Genomic DNA, 18,662 nt, shown 5'->3' on the forward strand with positions numbered 1-18,662 from the left:
CCGATTATTTCTCACTGTGATAGAAAGTCCTGGGAGAAAGTCCTGAGACGATGCGCGCCACCGAGTGAGGAGACCCCGGATGCCCACCGCCGCCTTCGCGATGGACCCGGAGCGCTTCCCCGACGTCTACGGCCCCGGTGCCCGCGCCCGCGTCGCCGCCGGCGCCGCGCTGCTCGCCGACCCCGCCGACCCGCACGGCGTCTGGAGCGCCGAACGGCTCGCCGCCGCCCCGCCGGAGGCGCTGCGCGAGGTCGAGGTGCTGTTCACCGGCTGGGGCGGCCCCGTCCTCGACGCCCCGGCACTCGCCCGCCTCCCCCGCCTGCGGCTCGTGCTCTACGCCGCCGGCTCGGTGCGCCGGATCGCCGGGGAGGCCTTCTGGGCGGCGGGCGTCCCGATCGTCACCGCCGTGCACGCCAACGCCGTGCCCGTCGCGGAGTTCACCGTCGCCCAGATCGTCTACGCCCTCAAGGGCGGCTGGCGCCACGTGCTGGCCTCCCGGGCCGCCCGCGCCGCCGTCCCGGCCGGCCGCACCCCGGGCGCGTACGGCTCCACCGTCGGCGTCCTGTCCCTGGGCGCGGCCGGGCGCCTGGTCTGCGAGATGCTGCGCGCCTACGACGTCCGCGTCCTCGCCCACGACCCGTACGCCCCGCCGCCGCCCGGGGTGGAGGCCGTCGGCCTCGACGAACTGTTCGCCACCGCCGACGTGGTGAGTGTGCACACCCCGCTGCTCCCCGAGACCCGCCACCTGGTGGACGGGCGGCTGATCGCCTCCATGAGGCCCGGCGCCACCCTCGTCAACACCTCCCGGGGCGCCGTCCTGGACGAGCCCGCGCTGATCGAGGTCCTCGCCGAACGCCCGGACCTCTTCGCGGTGCTGGACGTCACCGACCCCGAACCGCCCCTGCCGGGCTCGCCGCTGTTCACCCTGCCCAACGTCGTCGTCACCCCGCACCTGGCGGGCAGCCGCGAGCTGGAACGCCGCCGCCTCGGCGACCTGGTGGTCGGCGAGTTCGAGCGCTGGCTGCGCGGCGAGCCGCTGCGCCGGGCGCTCGACCGGCGCTCCTACGAACGGATGGCCTGACCCGTGCCGCGACCCCGACACCCCGACGTGGTGCTGATCCTGACCGACCAGCAGACCGCCGACGCGATGAGCGCGGCCGGCAACCCGTACCTGCGCACCCCGGCGATGGACGCGCTGGCCGCCGCCGGCACCCGCTACCCCCACTCCTACTGCGCCCAGCCGCTCTGCACCCCCTCGCGCGCCAGCCTGATGACCGGCCGCCTCCCCAGCGCCGTCGGCGTCACCGGCAACACCGGCGGCCCCGAAGACCCTTTGCTGGGGCGGCTGTTCACCGAGGCGGGGTACGACTGCGGCTACGGCGGCAAGTGGCACCTGCCCGAGCTCTCCCTGCCCGAGGGCCGGGGATTCCGCCGCATCCACCCGGCCGGCGGGGACGACGCCGGACTGGCCCGCGCCGCGGCGGAGTTCGTCCGCACCCCGCGCGAGCGGCCGTTCCTGCTCGTCGCCTCCTTCCTGGAGCCGCACGGCATCTGCGAGTGGGCCCGCGGCCAGGACCCGCGCACCGGCCCGCTCCCGGCGCCGCCGCCCACCGCCGAACTCCCGCCGCTGCCCGCCAACTTCCCCGCCGCCCCGTACGAGGCGGCGCTGCCCCGCCTCGCGGAGCGGGCCCAGCCGCACACCCACCCGACGGCCGCGTGGCGCGAGGACGACTGGCGGCGCTACCGGCACGCCTACTACGCCCTGGTCGAACGGGTGGACCGGCACATCGGACAGCTGCTGGCGGCCGTGGCGGAGCACGACCGGGAGACGGTGGTGGTCTTCAGCTCCGACCACGGCGACGGCGCGGGCGCGCACCGCTGGAACCAGAAGTGGGCCCTGTACGAGGAGTGCGTGCGCGTCCCGCTGGTGGTGACGGGGCCCGGCGTGCCCGCCGGAGCCGTCGACGAACGCCTCGTCGCGGCGGGGCTCGACCTCATCCCCACCCTCTGCGACCTCGCCGGACTGGACACCCCGCAGGGCCTTCCCGGCCGCAGCCTGCGCGCGCCCGAGGAGCACGCCAGCGTGGTGGTCGAGACCCGCTGGGAGATCCCCGGGTTCAACAACGCCCTGGGCCGGATGGTCCGTTCGGGGCCGCACAAGTACGTCTGCTACGCCTGGGGCGACCACCGCGAGCAGCTCTTCGACCTCGCCGCCGACCCGGGCGAGCTGGTCAACCTGGCCGTCGACGCCCGGCACGCGCCGTTGCTCGACCGCTTCCGGGGCCTGCTCGCCGAGCACTGCGCGGCCGCCGCCGACCCGTTCGCCCGGTTCGTGCCCCGCACCACGCACTGACGGCGGGGCCGGACCGCCCGGCCCCGCCCGGCCCCGTCTACGGCCGCACCGCGATCAGCTCCCGCCCCCGCAGGGTGTAGAGCACGCCGTCCTCGTCGGCGGCCAGCCGGGCGCCGCTGTACCACTCGGCGTCCACCTCGACCAGCACCGTCGCCGCCAGGGTGTCCCGGTCCAGCCGGAACAGGGCCCGCTCGCTGATCCCGTACAGCGCGCCTCCGACGGACAGCAGGCGCGGGTTGGTGCCGGCCGCCGCGCCCAGCGCCGCCCGCCGCCCGATCACGGGGGCGTACCCGGCCCGCCCCGAGCGGCGCAGGTCGACGGTGAAGGCCGTCCCGTCGACCGTGAGGCCGTACAGGGTGTGCCCGTGCACCTCCAGGCTGCTGACGCCCGCGCCCAGGTCGGTGGCGGTGCGCCAGAGTTCGCGTCCGGCGACCGGGTCCCAGGCCGCGAGGTCCCCGCGCGGGCCGGTCGGCCGGGCGTTGTCGCCGCCGAGGAAGGCCTGCCCGTGCCCGGCCGCGACGGCCCGTACGAGCTGGCCGGGGCCGAGCGGGTCCACGTGGACGGTGGGCCGGTCGGTGCCCGGGCGGTGGGTGACGAAGGAGCCGCCGCCGGTGGTGTCGGCCTGGACGCCGAGGAGCAGCAGGCCGCTGGACGGGTCCCGGCGGATCACCTGCGGCCGGTTCTGCGCCTGGGGCAGGGCCGCCTCCCGCACGGGCGCCGCGTCCACGCCCGGGCGGTAGCGCCAGATGCCCTGCGAGGAGTAGACGCCCAGGTACAGGGTGCCGTCCTCCAGGACCACGGTGTCCTTGGCCTCGCCCGGCACGGGGAGCTTGCGGACCGTCCCGGCGGCGAGGTCGTGCAGGGCGATCGAGCCGTTGCCGCCGACGTACACCCGCCCCGACCGGGCCGCGACCGACATGCCGAGCTGGGCGGAGGCGGGGGCGCCCGCCTCGACGAGGTCCCGGGTGGCGACGGCGCCGGAGGCGAGGTCCAGGGTCCACGCCGTGCCGCCCTCGGTGACCCCGGCGAGGGTGTCGCCGAGCCGGCCGAGGCCCCAGGAGTTGCCCTCCGGCACGGGCGTCGCGAGCTGGTCGAGGGCGCCGGTGGCGAGGTCGTGGCGCCACAGCACGCCGTGCTCCGTGGAGGTGAACCACAGGGTGTCGCCCCGCCGCTGGAAGTTCGTCACGCTCTTCGTCCCGGGCACGGCGAACGCGCGCAGCACCCGGTGGTCGGCCGGGTCGAGCAGGGCGACGTGCGCGGGCGCGCCCTCGGTGGAGACGGCGAGCAGGTCGTCGCCGAGGACGGTGATCCGTCGGATGATCGTGTCGCCGCGCAGCTCGGGCGGGGTGATGTCGGTGACGGCGCCGGTGGCCCGGTCCACGGCGTACAGGGTGGCGGGGCTGGCTCCGGAGCCGCCCGCGAGGTTGCTGCCGGTGCCGAGGTAGGCGCGGGTCGCGGTGGCGGCGACGGCCCGGCCCTGGGTGGCGTTCGGGGCCGGGGAGGCGACCTCGGTGACGGCGCCGGTGGCCGGGCTCCAGGCGTACAGGCCGGGCCCTGCGGCGCGGCCCTTCTGACGGCCGGTCGCGTAGACGGTGCCGTCCGGCGCGACGGCCACGTCCCGGACGTCGGCGCCGGGGACGTTCCCGAGGGCGGTCAGCGTGCCGTCGTAGCGGTAGAGGTTGACGTCGCGGGGGGCGTCGGTGACGCCGAGGTACAGCGCGCCGCCGGACGCGGCCGAGCCCTGGACGAAGGTGCCGGTGGGCAGGTCGACGGTGGCGGTGACCAGGCCGGTCGCCAGGTCGTAGCCGACGACCCGGGCGGGGGCGAGGTTGCGCGAGCCGATCCACAGGGTCCCGCCGATCAGCGTGGCGCTCATCAGCGGGAAGTCGGCGTTGCCGGGGCCGAGGCCGGTCACGTCCGGGCCGTCGGCCGCCGCGGCGGCGGGCAGGCCGAGGGCCGTGAGGGCGGCGGCCGCGCCGGTGCCCAGCAGCAGTCGGCGGCGCGTGGGGTTCACGGAAGGCATGGGTCTCCAGACTCCGGCAGAGGCCGCGGGAAGGGCGCGGAAGGTCACGGAAGGTCACGGCAGGGGCGGTACGGGGGCGCCGGCGGCCGCCAGCAGCTCCCGGGTGTACGGGTGCGCGGGTTCGGCGAACAGCTGCTCGGCCGGGGCCCGTTCGACGACCCGGCCGTGCCGCAGGACGAGCACCTCGTCGCACAGGTGCCGCACCAGGGCGAGGTCGTGCGAGATGAACACCAGCCCGACGCCGGTGCGTTCGCGCAGGTCGGCGAAGAGGTTGAGGATCTGCGCCTGGACGGAGACGTCCAGCGCGGAGGTCGGCTCGTCCGCCACCAGCACCTGCGGGCCGACGGCGAGGGCCCGGGCGATCGCGACCCGCTGGCGCTGGCCGCCGGAGAGGCGGTGCGGCAGGGCGTCGAGCACCGCCTCGGGCAGGCCGACCAGCGCGCACAGCCCGGCCGGGTCGGGCTCGCGCAGGCCGTGGACGGCCAGCGGCTCGGCGAGGGCCTCGCGCACCGTCATCCGGGGGCTGAGCGAGGCGTACGGGTCCTGGAACACCATCTGGACGGAGCGCCGCAGTTCGCGCTCCCGCGCCCGGCCGGCCCCGGCCCAGGAGCGGCCCGCCACGCGGACCGTCCCCGCGTGCGGGGCCACCAGCCCGAGCAGGGCGCGGGCCAGGGTGGACTTGCCGGAGCCGGACTCGCCGATCACGCCGACCGCCCGGCCGGGGGCCGCGCTCAGGCTCACCCCCTCCAGGGCCGGGGGCCGGCGGCGGCCGTAGCGGACGGTCAGCTCCTCGGCGACCAGGACGGGCTCGGCGGCCCGCTCCACCCGCCGCGCCGAAGGCTCCTGACGATCCGTCAGAACGGCCTGTGACACCGGGACATGGCAGGCGAATCCCGCCTCCCCCGTGCCCGACCACGGCGGCTGCTCCCCCGCGCACCGGTCGACGGCCGCCGCGCAGCGCGGGGCGAAGGCGCAGCCGGGCAGGGCCTCGCCCGGTGCCGGCGGGCGCCCGCCGATGACGGTGAGCGACGCGCCGCGCGGGCCGTCCAGCCGGGGCGTCCCGGCCAGCAGCCCGGCGGTGTAGCGGTGCCGGGGAGCGGCCAGCAGCCGCGTGGCGGGGGCGCGTTCGGCCGTCCGCCCGGCGTACATGACCTGGACGGTGTCGCAGCTGCGGGCCACCGCGCCGAGGTCGTGGGTGATCAGCAGGACGGCCGTGCCGGTCTCCTCGCGCAGCCGGACCAGCAGGTCGAGGATCTCCACCCGGGTGCTCGGGTCGAGCGCGGTGGTCGGCTCGTCGGCGATCAGCAGCTCGGGGCGGTTGGCCATCGCCATCGCGATCAGGACGCGCTGGCGCATGCCGCCGGAGAACTCGTGCGGCCGGTCGCGGTAGCGGCGGGCGGGCTCGGCGATGCCGACGAGGTCGAGCAGGTCGAGGGCCCGGTCGCGGGCCTCGCGGCGGCCGGCGCCGTGCACCAGCGCGGCCTCGGCGATCTGGCGGCCCACGGGCGTACGGGGGTTGAGGTGGGCCAGCGGGTCCTGGAAGACGGTGCCGATGCGGCGCCCGCGCACCGCCCGGACGGCGGGTTCGGGCAGGGCGAGCAGGTCGGTGCCGTCGAAGCGGACGCTGCCGGCGGTGGTGCGGCAGCCGGGCGGGAGCATCCGGTTGACGGCCAGGGCGGTCAGCGTCTTGCCGGAGCCGGACTCGCCGACGAGGCCGAGGATCTCGCCCGGCCGGACGGTGAGGTCGACCCCGCGCACGGCCTCGGCCCCGGCCGCCTCCACGCGCAGCCCGCGCACCTCCAGCAGCGGGGCCGGGCCCGTGAGCGTCGCCGGAACATCGGTCTGGGTCGCGGTCACCGCAGTCTCTCCCGGTTGAACGAGTCGGCGAGCAGGGTCAGGCCGAACACCAGCAGGCCGAGCAGGGCGACCGGCGCCAGGGCGTAACCGGGCTGCAGGAACAGGTACTTGGAGCCTGCGTTGATCATCGCCCCGAGGGCGGGGGCGGGCGGCTGGACGCCGAGGCCGAGCACGCTCAGGCCGCCCTCGATCTTGACGGCGTGCGCCATCGCGACGGCCAGCAGCGCGGTGGTGGCGTCGACGACGTTCGGCAGCACGTGGCGGCGCAGGACGCGTCCGCGCGGCACGCCGAGCACCCGGGCGGCCACCACGTGGTCGCGGGCGAGCTGCCCGAGCAGGGCCGCGCGGGCCTGCCGGCCGAAGGAGGGCAGGGCGCTGAGGACGATGGTGGCCGCCACGGTGGTCGGGCCCGGGCGCACCAGCAGGGCGAGCGCGAGGCCGAGCAGCAGGCCGTGGAAGCCCAGCAGCAGGTCGAAGAGCCGCTGGACGAGCTCGCCGAGCAGCCGGTTGAGGCCGCCGAGCAGGCCCAGCAGGGTGCCGAGGACGGCGGCGGCCGGGACGGCGAGCAGGCAGACCAGCAGGTCGGTACGGACCCCGGCGAGCACCCGGGCCAGCAGGTCGCGCCCGACCTCGTCCGTCCCGAGCGGGTGCGCCCAGGCGGGCCCGGCCAGGGCGTCGCGGCCCTGCCGGTAGGGGTCGGCGTCGAGCAGCAGGGGGCCGAGCAGCCCCAGCAGCACGACCAGCAGCACCAGGGCCGCGCCGACGCGACCGCGCGGGGTCCGCAGCGCCGGCGGCAGCGCGGGGAGGCGGCGGCGCCCGGCGGCGGCGGTCGCGGCGCTCACCGGCCCGCCCCCGTCCCGGCGCGGGCGATCCTCGGATCGAGCCGGCCGACGAGCAGTTCGGTGCCGAGCTGGACGAGGACGGCGACGGCGATCGCGAGCATGATCAGGGTCTGGGCGACGGGGTAGTCGCGCTGGTTGACGGCGTCCAGCAGCAGTTGGCCCAGGCCGTGCCGGGCGAAGAGCTGTTCGGCGACGACGGCGCCGCCGAGCAGCTCGCCCAGGTGCAGGCCGAACTCGACGCAGAACGGGGCGAGGCTGTTGGGCAGCACGTGCCGGGCCAGGACGCGTCGGGGCGCGGCGCCCTTGGCGACGGCGGTGAGCACGAACTCCTCCTGGCGGGTGCGGCGCAGCTCGGTGGCCAGCAGCCGGGCCAGGACGGCCGCTCCGGGCAGCGCGAGGGCGGCGGCGGGCAGGGCGAGGTACTGGAGGGCGAGGTCCGGCGCGCTGAACAGGTCCCGCTCGCCGCCGGCGGGCAGCAGGCGCAGCAGCACGGCGAAGACGAAGACGAACAGCACGGCGGTGACGTACACCGGCAGCGCCAGCAGGGCCGTGACCAGCGGGTCGAGCGCCCGGGCGAGACGCCCGCGCCGTTCGGAGGCCAGCGCGACGCCCAGGACCAGGCCGAGCACCAGCATGGACAGGCCGGCGACGAGGGCGAGTTGGACGGTGCTGCCGACGCTCTGCCCGATGAGCCGGGTGACGGGTTCGCGGTAGTGGAAGGAGTCGCCCGGGTCCCCGGTGAGCAGTCCGCGCAGCCAGCCCAGGTACTGCGCGGCCATCGGCCGGTCGACGCCGAGGGCGGCGGCGAGCCGGTCGTGCTGCTCCTGGTCGGCCTCGGCGCCGAGGGCGGCGGAGACGGGGTCGCCGGGGGCCAGGCGCAGGAGCAGGAAGACGGTGACGGAGGCGAGCCAGAGGGTGGCCAGCGCGCCGGCGGCCTTTCTGGTCCAGTAGGGCACGGGGGCTCTCCAGGGGAACGGGGGCGCCGCCCCAGGGCGGTGGGGGTCGTCCTGGGACGGCGCCGCGGGGTCGGCGGGTCAGGCGGTGCGCCCGGTGTCGCCGAGCCGCAGGTAGCCGAGCGCGCTGGTGCCCACGCCGTGCACCGAGGAGGCGAAGGCGTAGGCCTCCCAGGCGTGCGCGAGGGTGACGTGGAAGGACTCGGTGAGCAGGTACTCGGAGAGCGCGTGGTTGACGTCGGCCCTGGCGGTGTCGTCGGCGGCGGCGAAGGCGCGGGCCTGGAGGTCGGCGTAGGCGGGGTCGGTGACGTGGGAGGTGTTGCGGCCGACCTGGAGGGGCCCGGAGACGGTGATCCCGCTGAGCGGGGAGACGCTGACCATGCCGTGGTTGGCGATGAACAGCCCTTCCAGGGTGCCCTGCTGGATCTTGGGCTGGAGGGCGGCGTTGTCGAGGAGCTGGACGTCGACGCCGAACCCGGCCTGTTCCAGGTCGTACTTGACGAGTTCGACGAGGGAGCTGAAGACGGGGGAGTTCGCGGCGGTGAGCGGCAGGCGGGCCCCTTCGGCGCCGGCCTCGCGGAGCAGGCCGCGGGCCTTGTCCGGGTCGTGCGGGTAGCGGTTGACCTGGTCGGGGGTGACGCCGGGGGTGTTCGAGGGCCAGGGCAGGCTGCTGGCCTCGGCGTGGCCGCCGTAGACCTGGGCGACGATGCGCTCGCGGTCGACGGCGTACTGGAGGGCCTGGCGGACCCTGCGGTCGTCCAGCGGCCTGGTGGCGGTGTTCGCGCCGAGGAAGGCCTGCTGGTAGGAGGACCGGGCGGACTGCACGGTGTACGCCGGGTTCCCGGCGAGGACCTTGAGGTCGCGTCCGGGGACGGCGCCGATGAGGTGGGACTGCCCGGACTGGAGGGCGGAGAGCGCGGCCTGGCTGCTGGTCACCGAGCGGACGGTGATCCGCTCGAAGCGGGGCTGTCCGCTCTGCCAGTAGTGGGGGTGGCGGGCGAGGTCGAGCTGGTTGCCGCCCTTGAAGGACTGCCAGGTGAAGGGCCCGGTGCCGTTGACCTTGTCGGCGGCCTTGCCGTCGACGTAGGTGCGGGAGTCGACGACGGGGTTGAAGGCGAGCGCGTCGAACAGGTTGCTGGTGGGCTTGGCGAGGGTGAGGGTGACTTCGTGCGCGGCGCTGGCCCGGATGTCGGAGAGGCGTTCCAGCAGGGGCTTGACCTGGGAGGTCCTGGCGGCGCCGGTGAGGGAGAAGACGACGTCGTCGGGGGTGAGCGGGCGGCCGTCGTGGAAGGCGACGTCCTCGCGGAGCTTGAGCACGAGCTTGGTGCGGTCGGCGTTCCACTCCCAGGAGGTGGCGAGCCAGGGCACCGGCTGGAGGGTCTGCGGGTCGAGGTCGACCAGCCGGTCCAGGACGAGGTTGACGAACACCGGGGTGTCGGGGCCGCGGTGGAGCAGCTGGGTCGGGTCGGGGGCGGCGCCGTAGACGATCTGGAGGTCGGGCGCGGAGGCGGCGGAGGGAGCGGCGGCGCCCGTGCCGGCGGCGTCGTCGGTGGCGGAGCGGCAGCCCGCCGCCAGCAGGGCCGCTGCGGCGCTCAGGCCCAGGAAGCCTCGTCGGGGCAGGCCGTGGTGGCGGGCCGCGTCGCTCATGGTGGTGCGTACCTCTTCGGTTCTCGGGGGTGTGCGGGGGTGTGGTCAGTACTTGGTGACGACGACGCTGTCGCTCCAGGCCACCACGTCGGGGCCGCCGACGGGGTAGGGGATGTTCTTGGCCGGGTTCCAGTTGGCCCGGTAGATGCCGGTCTTGAAGTACGGCGACTGGTTCTGGTGGTAGTTGTTGAGGCCGGTGTAGGAGCCGACCTGTACGCCGTCGCGCTGGACGGCGATGCTGCCGGGGCTGGTGTCGGTGGACCAGGTGATGTCGAAGGCCCACTGGTTCCAGTGGCCGAACTGGACGTCGCCGAGCGGGATCACCGCCTCCTGGACGGTGGTCGGGTCGGTGAGCCAGTGGACCTTGAGCCGCCAGCTGCCGTCCTTGACGGTCAGGGCGATCGGCGGCTTGGTGTCGTTGCCGTCGGCGAGCGGGTAGCCGTGCCACTGGGCGAGGATCGTCTCGGTGGAGGTCTGCGCCCAGTCGGCGGGCAGGTAGTCGGCGAGGGCGAAGCGGTAGCTGCCCCAGCCGAGGGAGTTGACGGCGACCTCGGAGCGGTAGGAGGCGCCGTCGTCGGGGACGGCGAAGCGGGCGGCCAGGCCGCTGCCCCCGGCGGGGGCGGGGGCGACGGTGATGCTGCCGTTGCCGTCGACGCGCTGGCGCGTCCAGGCGGAGACGGTGCCGGACTCGAAGTCGTCGGCGAAGACGACGGTGCCGTCCGCGGTCGCCGCCGTGGCGGGGGCGGCGTGGGCGGGGGCGGCGGCGGTCACGGCCAGGGCGGCGGTGAGGACGGCACCGGCGAGGCGTCCGGGCAGGCGGGACATGGCGGTTCTCCTTCTCGGGGTTCGGGTTCGGTACGGGGTGCGGCGGCCGGCTGTCGCGGGTACGGGCGTCAGCCGGCCCGGCGACAGGAGGCGGCCGGGCCGACCCAGGTCGGGCTGGACCAGGCCCACTGGTCGTTCAGCTGGCGTACCCGCACGTGGTAGAAGTCACCGTCCCCGCCCGGCCGTTCGTCGGTCAGGTCGATCTCCGCGCTCGCCTCCCGGTCGGGCACCGCGCGGTCGAGGCGGTAGGCGCCGGAGACGAACCCGCCGGTGAAGCCGGTGCGCGCGCCCTGGAGCAGTTCGCCGACGGTGTGGGCGGTCTCGACGCCGTTGACGACGGCGACCAGCCGGGTGCGCACGTCGCCCTCGACCCGCAGCGAGAGCCCCTGGGTGCTGTCGGTGGCGGTGTTGGGGTTGCCCTCGGTGACGGTGCGCAGCCGGACGGCCCCGGGCGCGGTGCGCTCCCAGACGGACGGCCGGTACGTCGCCGGTTCGGCTTCGGCGGGGGCGACGGTCTCGGAGCCGCGCAGCCGGGGCTGGACGTCCAGCAGCCGCCCGCCCTCGACGCGCAGCGCGACGTCCCAGTGCACCGGCTCGCCGCGCCGGCCCCAGCCGACGGCGAGGCCGAGGGTGCCGGTGAAGGCCTGCGACGGGCCCGCGCCGGCGAGGAGTTCGGGGCGGCTGACGCGGTGGACGGGCACGCCGTTGCGCAGCAGTTCGACGTGGTCGAGGGCGTCGCGCCCCCGGACGGTGACGCGGACGCGGCGCCGGTCGGCGGAGGGGGCCTCGGCGCCCATCGGCGCGCCGTTGACGGAGGTGGCGAGCAGGATGCGGTCGCCGGTGATCGCGTAGGTGCGGCGCTGCTGGACGGCGGTCCAGATCCCGTCGCGGGTCAACTCCGGCGCCCAGACGGCCAGTCGGCCGTGGCCGTGGCTGCCGGGGAAGGCGCTGTGGTGGTCGGTGGAGCCGATCAGTCCGAAGCGGTGGCCCAGCCGCAGGCCGTGCAGGGCGGTGCCGGCGGCGGCGCGCGGGCCCATGGTGTGCAGGTAGTCGCGCGGCGCCTCGTCGGACTCGGCGCAGCCGTGCATGGACATCATCTCCACGACCGGGGCGAACTCCTCGGTGTAGGAGGCCCAGTCGATGCCGCGCCGGGCGGGGCCGTAGCCGATGTGGTGGGGCAGCGCCCAGGTCCGTACGCCCTCGGCGGCGAGTTCGCGCAGGCGGGCGCGCAGGTGCTCCAGGGAGTCGGCGCGGATGATCTCGCCGCGCGGTCCGTCGAAGTAGACGCAGTGGTCGCCGTACGCGAGGCTGTGCCACTCGAAGGACTGGAAGGTGACGAACTCGCCGTCGCGGTGGGCGGCGGCGGTGACGTCCTGGACGTGGCCCCAGAGGCGGGCCAGGCGGGCGAAGCCCTCGGTGTGGTAGTCGACCAGGCCCGCGAGTTCGGGCGTGCGCTCGGGCAGGTCGTGCCACCAGCCGTGGCCGGTGACGCTGGCGAAGTCGAGCTGGAGCCGGGCGTTGGCGTAGGCGTCCTCGATGCCGCCGTGGCCGTAGCTGATGCCGCAGTGGTTGTGGAGGTCGCCGACGTACAGGCCCAGGCCGGCGTAGCCGGGCGCGTCGGTGGTGGGGGCGGTCATCGGGGCTGGCTTCCTCGGGTCGCGGTTGTCGCTGGCGTCACGGTCGTCGCTTGCGTTTGATCGAGTCTGAGAAGAAGTTAGCCCCGAACGCCCGGCAGCGGTCAAGGTCACCGATCCGCGCGTCGCGTGATCGCCATCGGACGAAACGTCGCCTTCACAGTGGATCGGCAGGTGGAGGAGGGAAAGCGCAGGTAGGCCCGGCCCCTCCGGCAGGCCCTCACTTTTGATCGATCTGATAGAAAGTTCTCGATCCGCGTGCCCCCGCCGAAGCCCAAGGACGGCCCCGATGCCCGATCCCGCCCTGCCCGCCGCCCCCGACCTGAGCGGCTCGCACCTGGTCCTCGCCCCGGAACGCGCCGAGCCCGGGTACTGGGCCGGCTGCCCGAGCGTCCGCTACGAGCCCGACCTCGACCGCTTCCTGCTCACCTACCGCGCACGCCGCCCGCGCAGCACGGCGGGCGACAGCGCCCCCGGCGGGCCGGAGCGGGGCTGGCGCTGCGCCGTCGCCGAGAGCCACGACGGCCTGGAGTTCCACGACCTCTGGTCGGTCCGCAGCGAGGAGCTCGGCTCCCCCTCGATGGAACGCCTCGCCCTGCTGCGCCGCGACGGCCGCTACCTTCTGCACCTCAGCTACGTCGACCCGGCCGACAACCGCTGGCGCATCGATGCGCTCACCGCCGAGGCCCCCGAACACTTCGACCTCGCCGCCCGCACCCCCGTGCTCACGGCCGCCACCACCGGCACCGAGGGCGTCAAGGACCCATACCTGCTCGACACCCCCGAGGGCGTCCACCTGTTCACCACGGTCTCGCGCGCCCGGCCGTTCACCGCCGAGGAGCGCGCCCGCGCGCACGCCGACGCCGACATCCACACCACGGGCCTGACCGTCCAGCCCACCGCGCACGCCCTCTCCCCGGACGGGCTGCGCTTCGCCGCCGCCCCCGGCCGGGCGGCCGAGGCCCTGGACGTCGGCCCCGCCGGGGCCTGGGACGGCTACGAGTCCCGGATCACCGCCGTCCTGCCGGACGGCGAGGGCGGCTGGCTGGCGCTCTACGACGGCTCCTCGGACGCCGCCGGCAACTACGAGGAGCGCTGCGGCCTCGCCGCCTCCCCCGACCTGCGCACCTGGCGCCGCCTCACCCCGGACGGGCCCTGGCTCGACGTCCGCTACGCCGACCTCGTCGCCGCCCGAGGCCGCTGGTACCTGTACTACGAGTGGACCCGCCCGGACGGCGCCCACGAACTGCGCGTCGCCGTCCTGGACGAGTTCGCCGGCCTGCGCCCGCGCTGAGGACGCGACGGCCCCGGGGGCGGATGCCTCCCCCGGGGCCGTCGGGGCTCAGTGGCCGCGCGCGATCCACTCCGGCAGGGCCGGGGCCTCGGCGCCGATCGTGGTCGGGTCGCCGTGGCCGGTGCGCACCACCGTGTCGGCCGGGAGCGTCAGCAGGCGCTCGCGGATCGACTCGACGATGGTCGGGAAGTGCGAGAACGACCGCCCGGTGGCGCCCGGGCCGCCCTGGAACAGGGTGTCGCCGGTGAAGACGGTGCCCAGGTCGGGGGCGTACAGGCAGACGGCGCCGGGCGCGTGGCCCGGGGTGTGCAGCACCGTCAGGGTGGTGCCCGCGACCTCGATCGCCTGCCCGTCGGCCAGTTCGCCGTCCGGCAGCCGCTCGGGGTGGGTGAGCTTCCACAGCGGCAGGTCGTCGGGGTGCAGCAGGATCGGCGCGCCGGTGCGCTCGGCGAGGGCCGGGGCCGCGTCGATGTGGTCGTTGTGCGCGTGGGTGGAGACGATCGCGAGCAGCCGCCGCCCGCCGAGTGCGGCCTCGATGGCCTCGGCGTCGTGCGCGGCGTCGATCACCACGGCCTCGGCGTCGTCGCCGACGATCCAGACGTTGTTCTCCACCTCCCAGCTGCCGCCGTCGAGGTCGAAGGTGCCGGCGGTGACGAGCCGGTCGATGCGGGCGCCCATCAGAACACCACCACCGAGCGGAGGACGTCGCCCTCGTGCATGCGGGCGAACGCCTGCTCCACGCCGTCGAGTTCGATGGTCTCGGTGACGAACGCGCCCAGGTCCAGGCGGCCCTGGAGGTAGAGGTCGATCAGCATCGGAAAGTCCCGCGAGGGCAGGCAGTCGCCGTACCAGGAGGACTTGAGCGCGCCGCCGCGGCCGAACACGTCGAGCAGCGGGAGCTCCAGCGTCATCTCCGGGGTCGGCACGCCGACCAGGACGACGGTGCCGGCGAGGTCGCGGGCGTAGAAGGCCTGCTTGTACGTCTCGGGGCGGCCGACGGCCTCGACGACGACGTCCGCGCCGTTGCCGCCGGTCAGCTCGCGGATCGCCTCGACGGGGTCGGTGGTGCGGGAGTTGACGGTGTGGGTGGCGCCCAGGGTGCGGGCGGTCTCCAGCTTGCGGTCGTCGATGTCCACCGCGATGATCTTCGCCGCGCCCGCCAGCCGGGAGCCCATGACGGCCGCGCCGCCGACGCCGCCGCAGCCGATGACGGCGACGGAGTCGCCCCGGCCCACGCCGCCGGTGTTGATCGCGGCGCCGAGGCCCGCCATCACGCCGCAGCCCAGCAGCCCGGCCACGGCGGGCTCGGCGGCCGGGTCGACCTTGGTGCACTGCCCGGCGGCGACCAGGGTCTTCTCGGCGAACGCGCCGATCCCCAGCGCCGGGGACAGCTCGGTGCCGTCCAGCAGCGTCATCCGCTGCTTGGCGTTGTGGGTGTCGAAGCAGTACTGCGGGCGCCCGCGCCGACAGGCGCGGCACTGGCCGCACACCGCACGCCAGTTGAGGATCACGAAGTCGCCGGGCGCGACCTCGGTGACGCCCTCGCCGACCGTCTCGACGACGCCCGCGGCCTCGTGGCCGAGCAGGAACGGGAACTCGTCGTTGATGCCGCCCTCGCGGTAGTGGAGGTCCGTGTGGCAGACCCCGCAGGCCTGGATCCTGACCACCGCCTCGCCCGGGCCTGGGTCGGGCACCACGATCGTGGTGACCTCCACGGGCGCGCCCTTGGCGCGCGCGATGACTGCCTTGACCTGCTGGGCCATCCGATCCCACCTCCGTCTGCCGGTGCGCCCTCGCACCCGGCTCGACCTGCTGCTTTCCGTTCGCGGTGGGGCGGGCCGAGCCGCCGTCACCGCCGCCCCCGAAGCGTATCGTCCGGTCACGGAGGTCCGCCCGGGGCCCGGCCGGGGGCCCGACCCGGAGCCCGGCCGGAGCCCGCCCGGGGCACGTGCCGGGCGCGCGCCCGACGCCCGCGCCCGACGCCCGGGTACGGCCCCACCGGCGCGCGAACGGTGCCTCCCGGCGCGTGCACGTCACGGGGGCGCGCGGGTGGCACCACCCGCCGGGGCCCGTGCCCCGAACCGCCCGGATTCCACCGCCGTTGGCTGGAAGTGCCGCAGACGGACACCCAACCGTCCACGTACGGTCGGAGCCGGGGCGGACGGCCCGGCCGCGCGCTCGGCGCACCCGCCCCGTTGCGACGACGCGCCACCGCGCACCGCCCGCTCCGGGCGCGTACCGACCGTACGCGCCCGCGCGGTCCACGCCCGTACGGTCCCGCCACGCCTTCCCGCCCTCCGTCACCGGGCCCCACGTCCCCCTCGCGTCCCGGCCCCGTACCGCCACCCGCCCGCACGATCCCGACTGCACGATCCCGACTGCACCCCCCGTCGGGCCGCCCCCTTGCGGCCCACCGCCCTGGAGTCTGGAGTTCGGATGCCCGCCGAGAACAGTGCGCCCGGTGCCGCGACCGGCACCGCGCCGCTCCCCCCGATGCACTGCCTGCGCCACGTGGAACCCGGCCCTCCCCGGCTCGCCGCCCTGCCCACCGGCACCCCGGTGTGGGTGGTCAGCCGCCACGCCGACGTGCGCCAGGTCCTCACCGACCCGCGCCTGGACCGCAGTTCCCTCTACACGCCCGACGCCCCGCCGATCGTCCTCGTCCCGAACATCCTGGACGACCCGCAGAGCATGCTGAACGTCGACGGCACCGACCACCAGCGCCTGCGCCGCACCGTGCAGCGGGCGTTCACCCCCCGGGCCATCGCCCGCTGGCGCCCCTGGGTCGCCTCCGTGGTCGAGTCCCTCATCGACGAGCTGATCGACGGCGGCTCCCCCGCCGACATCGTCGCCGCCTACACCCGCCCGCTGCCCGTCGTGGTGATCAGCCGCCTGATGGGCGTGGACAACCTGGACTCCAAGCGCATCGGGACGTGGAGCGACCACGCGCTCTCCGCCACCGCGTACACCGCCGAGGAGATCGCCACCGCCATGGGCGAGTTCGCGGAGTTCGCCGCCCAGGTGATCGCCGAGCGCCGCGCCGCCCCCGGCGACGACCTGGTCAGCGGCCTGGTCGCGGCGGCCGGGGACGGCAGCATGACGGAGGAGCAGTTGGTCGCCCTGGTCATCGGCCTGGTGGTGGCCGGCCACGAGACGACCATGACCAGCCTCGGCAACGCCCTGGTCTACCTGCTGCAGGACGGCCGCGAGGCCTGGCTGCGACTGGCCGCCGACGAGGCCAGCGCGAGCGCCGCCACCGAGCAGCTGCTGCGCGGCGTGCCGCTGGGCGACGCCACGGAGCGCATGCCCGGCCTGCTGCGCCGCGCCGTCGAGGAGGTGGAGATCGGCGGGGTGGTCATCCCGGCCGGGAGCGTGGTCGCCGCCGACACCAACGCCGCCAACCAGGACCCGGGGGCGTTCACCTCGGACCTGATCACCGAGTTGTTCTCCCCGCTGGCCGCCCCCAGCCTGACCTTCGGCGCCGGGCCCCACCACTGCCTGGGCGCCTGGCTGGCCCGGATGGAGCTGGAGCTGGCCCTGCACCGGCTGGCCCGCCGACTGCCCTCGCTGCGGCTGGACGAGCCGCTGGAGGCCCTCGACTGGCGGCGCGGCCTGCTGACCCGTAGCCCGAGCACCCTCCGGGTCGCCTGGTGACGGCGCCGGCGGAGGCCGTGCTCGTCCGGGTGGACCGCGCCCGCTGCATCGGCTCGGGGATGTGCGCCCTCGGCGCGCCCGGCGCGCTGGCCCTCGGGCCGGACGGCGTGGCCGAGCCGGTGTCCGGGTACGCGGACGGCGGCGCGGAACTGACCCCGGAGCTGACGGACGCGGTGGACTACTGCCCGGTCGAGGCGCTGACCCTGCTCTCGGCGCGCGGCGGGTACCGGATCGCTCCTGCGGAATGAGCGAGGTGGGGAGCCCTGCCGCTGGGGGCTCCCCCTCGTTTCGCTCCCGCTCGATCGGCCTGCCCCCGTTTGATTAACCCTGCTAATCGATCGATGAGCCGATCGATCTTGTTCGCCCCTGTCACCCGCTGATGAGCTGGCGGCATGTCGAACGCCCTGTGCACCGAGCCCCCGAAGGCCCCGCCCCGCACCCCGACCCGCTGGGCACCCGTCCTCGCCGTCGCCCTGGCCACCTTCACCGTCGTCTCCTCCGAGATGATGCCGGTCGGCCTGCTCACCCCCATGGCCCACACCCTCGGCGTCACCGACGGCGTCGCCGGCCTCTCCCTCACCATCACCGGCGTGGTCGCCGCCGCCGTCTCCCCCTTCGCCCCGGCCCTGATCGGCCTGCACGACCGCCGGCGCGTCCTCATCGCCTTCACGGCCCTGCTCACCGCCGCCGACGCCCTCAGCGCCCTCGCCCCGAACTTCGCCGTGCTCGCCGCCTCCCGCGTCCTGCTCGGCGTGGCCATGGGCGTGGTCTGGGTCGTCGCCGCCGCGCTCGGCTCGCGCCTGGTCGACGGGACGAAGGTCGCGCTCGCCACCACGCTGATCTTCTCCGGCGTCTCCATCGCCTCCGTCCTCGGCGTCCCCCTCGGCACCTACCTGGCCGCCGCCGTCGGCTGGCGCGGCGCCTTCTGGGCGCTCGCCCTGCTCGGCGTGCTCTGCGCCGCCGTCCTCGCCCTCGCGCTGCCCCCGCTGCCGGTGCACGAGCGCGGCCGGCTCGGCGGCCTCACCGCCGTGCTGCGCCACCGGGGCGTGGCCGCCGGGCTCGGCATCACCGCCCTCGTCGTCATCGGCCACTTCGCCGGGTACACCTACGTCCGCCCGGTGCTGGAGAGCGACGCGGGCCTGGCCGGCGGCGTCATCGCGAGCTGCCTGCTGGTGTACGGGCTCGCGGGCGTGGCCGGGAACTTCACCCTCGGCCCGCTGGCCGGGCGGCGCCCCAAGACGGCCGTGGTCACCGCCCTCGCCGGGGTCACCCTGGCCACCGCGCTGCTGCCGTACGGCACCGGGAGCCTCGCCGGCGTCCTGCTCGCCCTGGTGCTGTGGGGCGTCTCGTACGGCGGGGTGTCGGTCGCCACCCAGACCTGGGTGAGCGCCGCCGCCCCCGAGCGCTTCGAGACCTCGGTGGCGCTCTGGTCGGCCGTGTTCAACGCGAGCATCGCCCTGGGCTCGCTCGCCGGCGGCCTCGTCATCGACCAGGCGGGCAACCGCGCCGTGCTGGCCGCGGCGGCCCTGTTCACCGGCGGTGGGCTGCTGCTCGCCGCGATCTCCCGGCCCCGGGGCTGA

At 75.8% G+C, this 18,662-nt stretch carries 15 protein-coding genes; 6 read left to right on the forward strand and 9 right to left on the reverse strand.

Annotated elements, in window-relative coordinates:
• The first annotated feature begins 79 nt into the window (after positions 1-79).
• Both ACIRRS_RS17595 and ACIRRS_RS17600 read left to right on the forward strand, forming a co-directional pair.
• Positions 80-1,081 (forward strand): hydroxyacid dehydrogenase, encoded by a 1,002-nt coding sequence (locus ACIRRS_RS17595; RefSeq protein WP_402971442.1) that lies wholly within the window; start codon positions 80-82, stop codon positions 1,079-1,081.
• A 3-nt stretch (positions 1,082-1,084) separates the two neighbouring features.
• Positions 1,085-2,353, forward strand: a complete 1,269-nt coding sequence (locus ACIRRS_RS17600; protein WP_402971445.1) for a sulfatase — start codon at positions 1,085-1,087, stop codon at positions 2,351-2,353.
• Between the two features lie 37 nt (positions 2,354-2,390).
• Here the strand turns inward: ACIRRS_RS17600 and ACIRRS_RS17605 are convergent, their stop codons facing one another.
• From ACIRRS_RS17605 to ACIRRS_RS17635, 7 genes are all read right to left on the reverse strand, one after another.
• Positions 2,391-4,376 carry a hypothetical protein gene (locus tag ACIRRS_RS17605; protein WP_402971450.1) on the reverse strand — a complete coding sequence of 662 codons (1,986 nt, stop codon included), beginning with the start codon at positions 4,374-4,376 and terminating at the stop codon, positions 2,391-2,393.
• Between the two features lie 54 nt (positions 4,377-4,430).
• A complete protein-coding gene (locus ACIRRS_RS17610; protein ID WP_402971456.1) occupies positions 4,431-6,233 on the reverse strand; it encodes a dipeptide ABC transporter ATP-binding protein in 1,803 nt (600 codons plus the stop codon).
• The gene (locus tag ACIRRS_RS17615; protein WP_402971459.1) at positions 6,230-7,075 is read right to left on the reverse strand and encodes an ABC transporter permease; all 846 of its coding nucleotides are present in this window, start codon (positions 7,073-7,075) and stop codon (positions 6,230-6,232) included. Before ACIRRS_RS17615 ends, ACIRRS_RS17610 begins: the two co-directional genes overlap by 4 nt.
• On the reverse strand, positions 7,072-8,031 hold the full coding sequence (locus ACIRRS_RS17620) for an ABC transporter permease (protein ID WP_402971462.1): 960 nt from the start codon (positions 8,029-8,031) through the stop codon (positions 7,072-7,074). Before ACIRRS_RS17620 ends, ACIRRS_RS17615 begins: the two co-directional genes overlap by 4 nt.
• Positions 8,032-8,109: 78 nt before the next feature.
• A complete protein-coding gene (locus tag ACIRRS_RS17625) occupies positions 8,110-9,675 on the reverse strand; it encodes an ABC transporter substrate-binding protein (protein WP_402971464.1) in 1,566 nt (521 codons plus the stop codon).
• A 45-nt stretch (positions 9,676-9,720) separates the two neighbouring features.
• Positions 9,721-10,500 carry a polysaccharide lyase gene (locus ACIRRS_RS17630; protein ID WP_402971467.1) on the reverse strand — a complete coding sequence of 260 codons (780 nt, stop codon included), beginning with the start codon at positions 10,498-10,500 and terminating at the stop codon, positions 9,721-9,723.
• Positions 10,501-10,568: 68 nt separating this feature from the next.
• Positions 10,569-12,137 carry a DUF3604 domain-containing protein gene (locus tag ACIRRS_RS17635; protein WP_402971470.1) on the reverse strand — a complete coding sequence of 523 codons (1,569 nt, stop codon included), beginning with the start codon at positions 12,135-12,137 and terminating at the stop codon, positions 10,569-10,571.
• Positions 12,138-12,423: 286 nt separating this feature from the next.
• On the opposite strand from ACIRRS_RS17635, the gene ACIRRS_RS17640 reads away from it, so the two are divergent.
• Positions 12,424-13,428 carry a hypothetical protein gene (locus tag ACIRRS_RS17640; RefSeq protein WP_402971472.1) on the forward strand — a complete coding sequence of 335 codons (1,005 nt, stop codon included), beginning with the start codon at positions 12,424-12,426 and terminating at the stop codon, positions 13,426-13,428.
• A gap of 48 nt (positions 13,429-13,476) precedes the next feature.
• Here ACIRRS_RS17640 and ACIRRS_RS17645 read toward each other — a convergent pair whose 3' ends face one another.
• Both ACIRRS_RS17645 and ACIRRS_RS17650 read right to left on the reverse strand, forming a co-directional pair.
• Positions 13,477-14,106: an MBL fold metallo-hydrolase gene (locus tag ACIRRS_RS17645; RefSeq protein WP_402971475.1), complete on the reverse strand. Its 630-nt coding sequence runs from the start codon at positions 14,104-14,106 to the stop codon at positions 13,477-13,479.
• Complete coding sequence (locus ACIRRS_RS17650; RefSeq protein ID WP_402971478.1) at positions 14,106-15,191, reverse strand: S-(hydroxymethyl)mycothiol dehydrogenase; 1,086 nt, start codon at positions 15,189-15,191, stop codon at positions 14,106-14,108. The genes ACIRRS_RS17645 and ACIRRS_RS17650 overlap by 1 nt, the downstream gene beginning before the upstream one ends.
• A gap of 673 nt (positions 15,192-15,864) precedes the next feature.
• Between ACIRRS_RS17650 and ACIRRS_RS17655 the strand changes: the two genes are divergently transcribed.
• From ACIRRS_RS17655 to ACIRRS_RS17665, 3 genes are all read left to right on the forward strand, one after another.
• Positions 15,865-17,082 carry a cytochrome P450 gene (locus tag ACIRRS_RS17655; protein WP_402971480.1) on the forward strand — a complete coding sequence of 406 codons (1,218 nt, stop codon included), beginning with the start codon at positions 15,865-15,867 and terminating at the stop codon, positions 17,080-17,082.
• A complete protein-coding gene (locus ACIRRS_RS17660; protein ID WP_402971483.1) occupies positions 17,079-17,330 on the forward strand; it encodes a ferredoxin in 252 nt (83 codons plus the stop codon). Before ACIRRS_RS17655 ends, ACIRRS_RS17660 begins: the two co-directional genes overlap by 4 nt.
• A 144-nt stretch (positions 17,331-17,474) precedes the next feature.
• Complete coding sequence (locus ACIRRS_RS17665) at positions 17,475-18,662, forward strand: MFS transporter (RefSeq protein ID WP_402971485.1); 1,188 nt, start codon at positions 17,475-17,477, stop codon at positions 18,660-18,662.

Origin of the sequence: Kitasatospora sp. NPDC101183 (assembly GCF_044767945.1) — a bacterium.
GTDB lineage: Bacteria > Actinomycetota > Actinomycetes > Streptomycetales > Streptomycetaceae > Kitasatospora.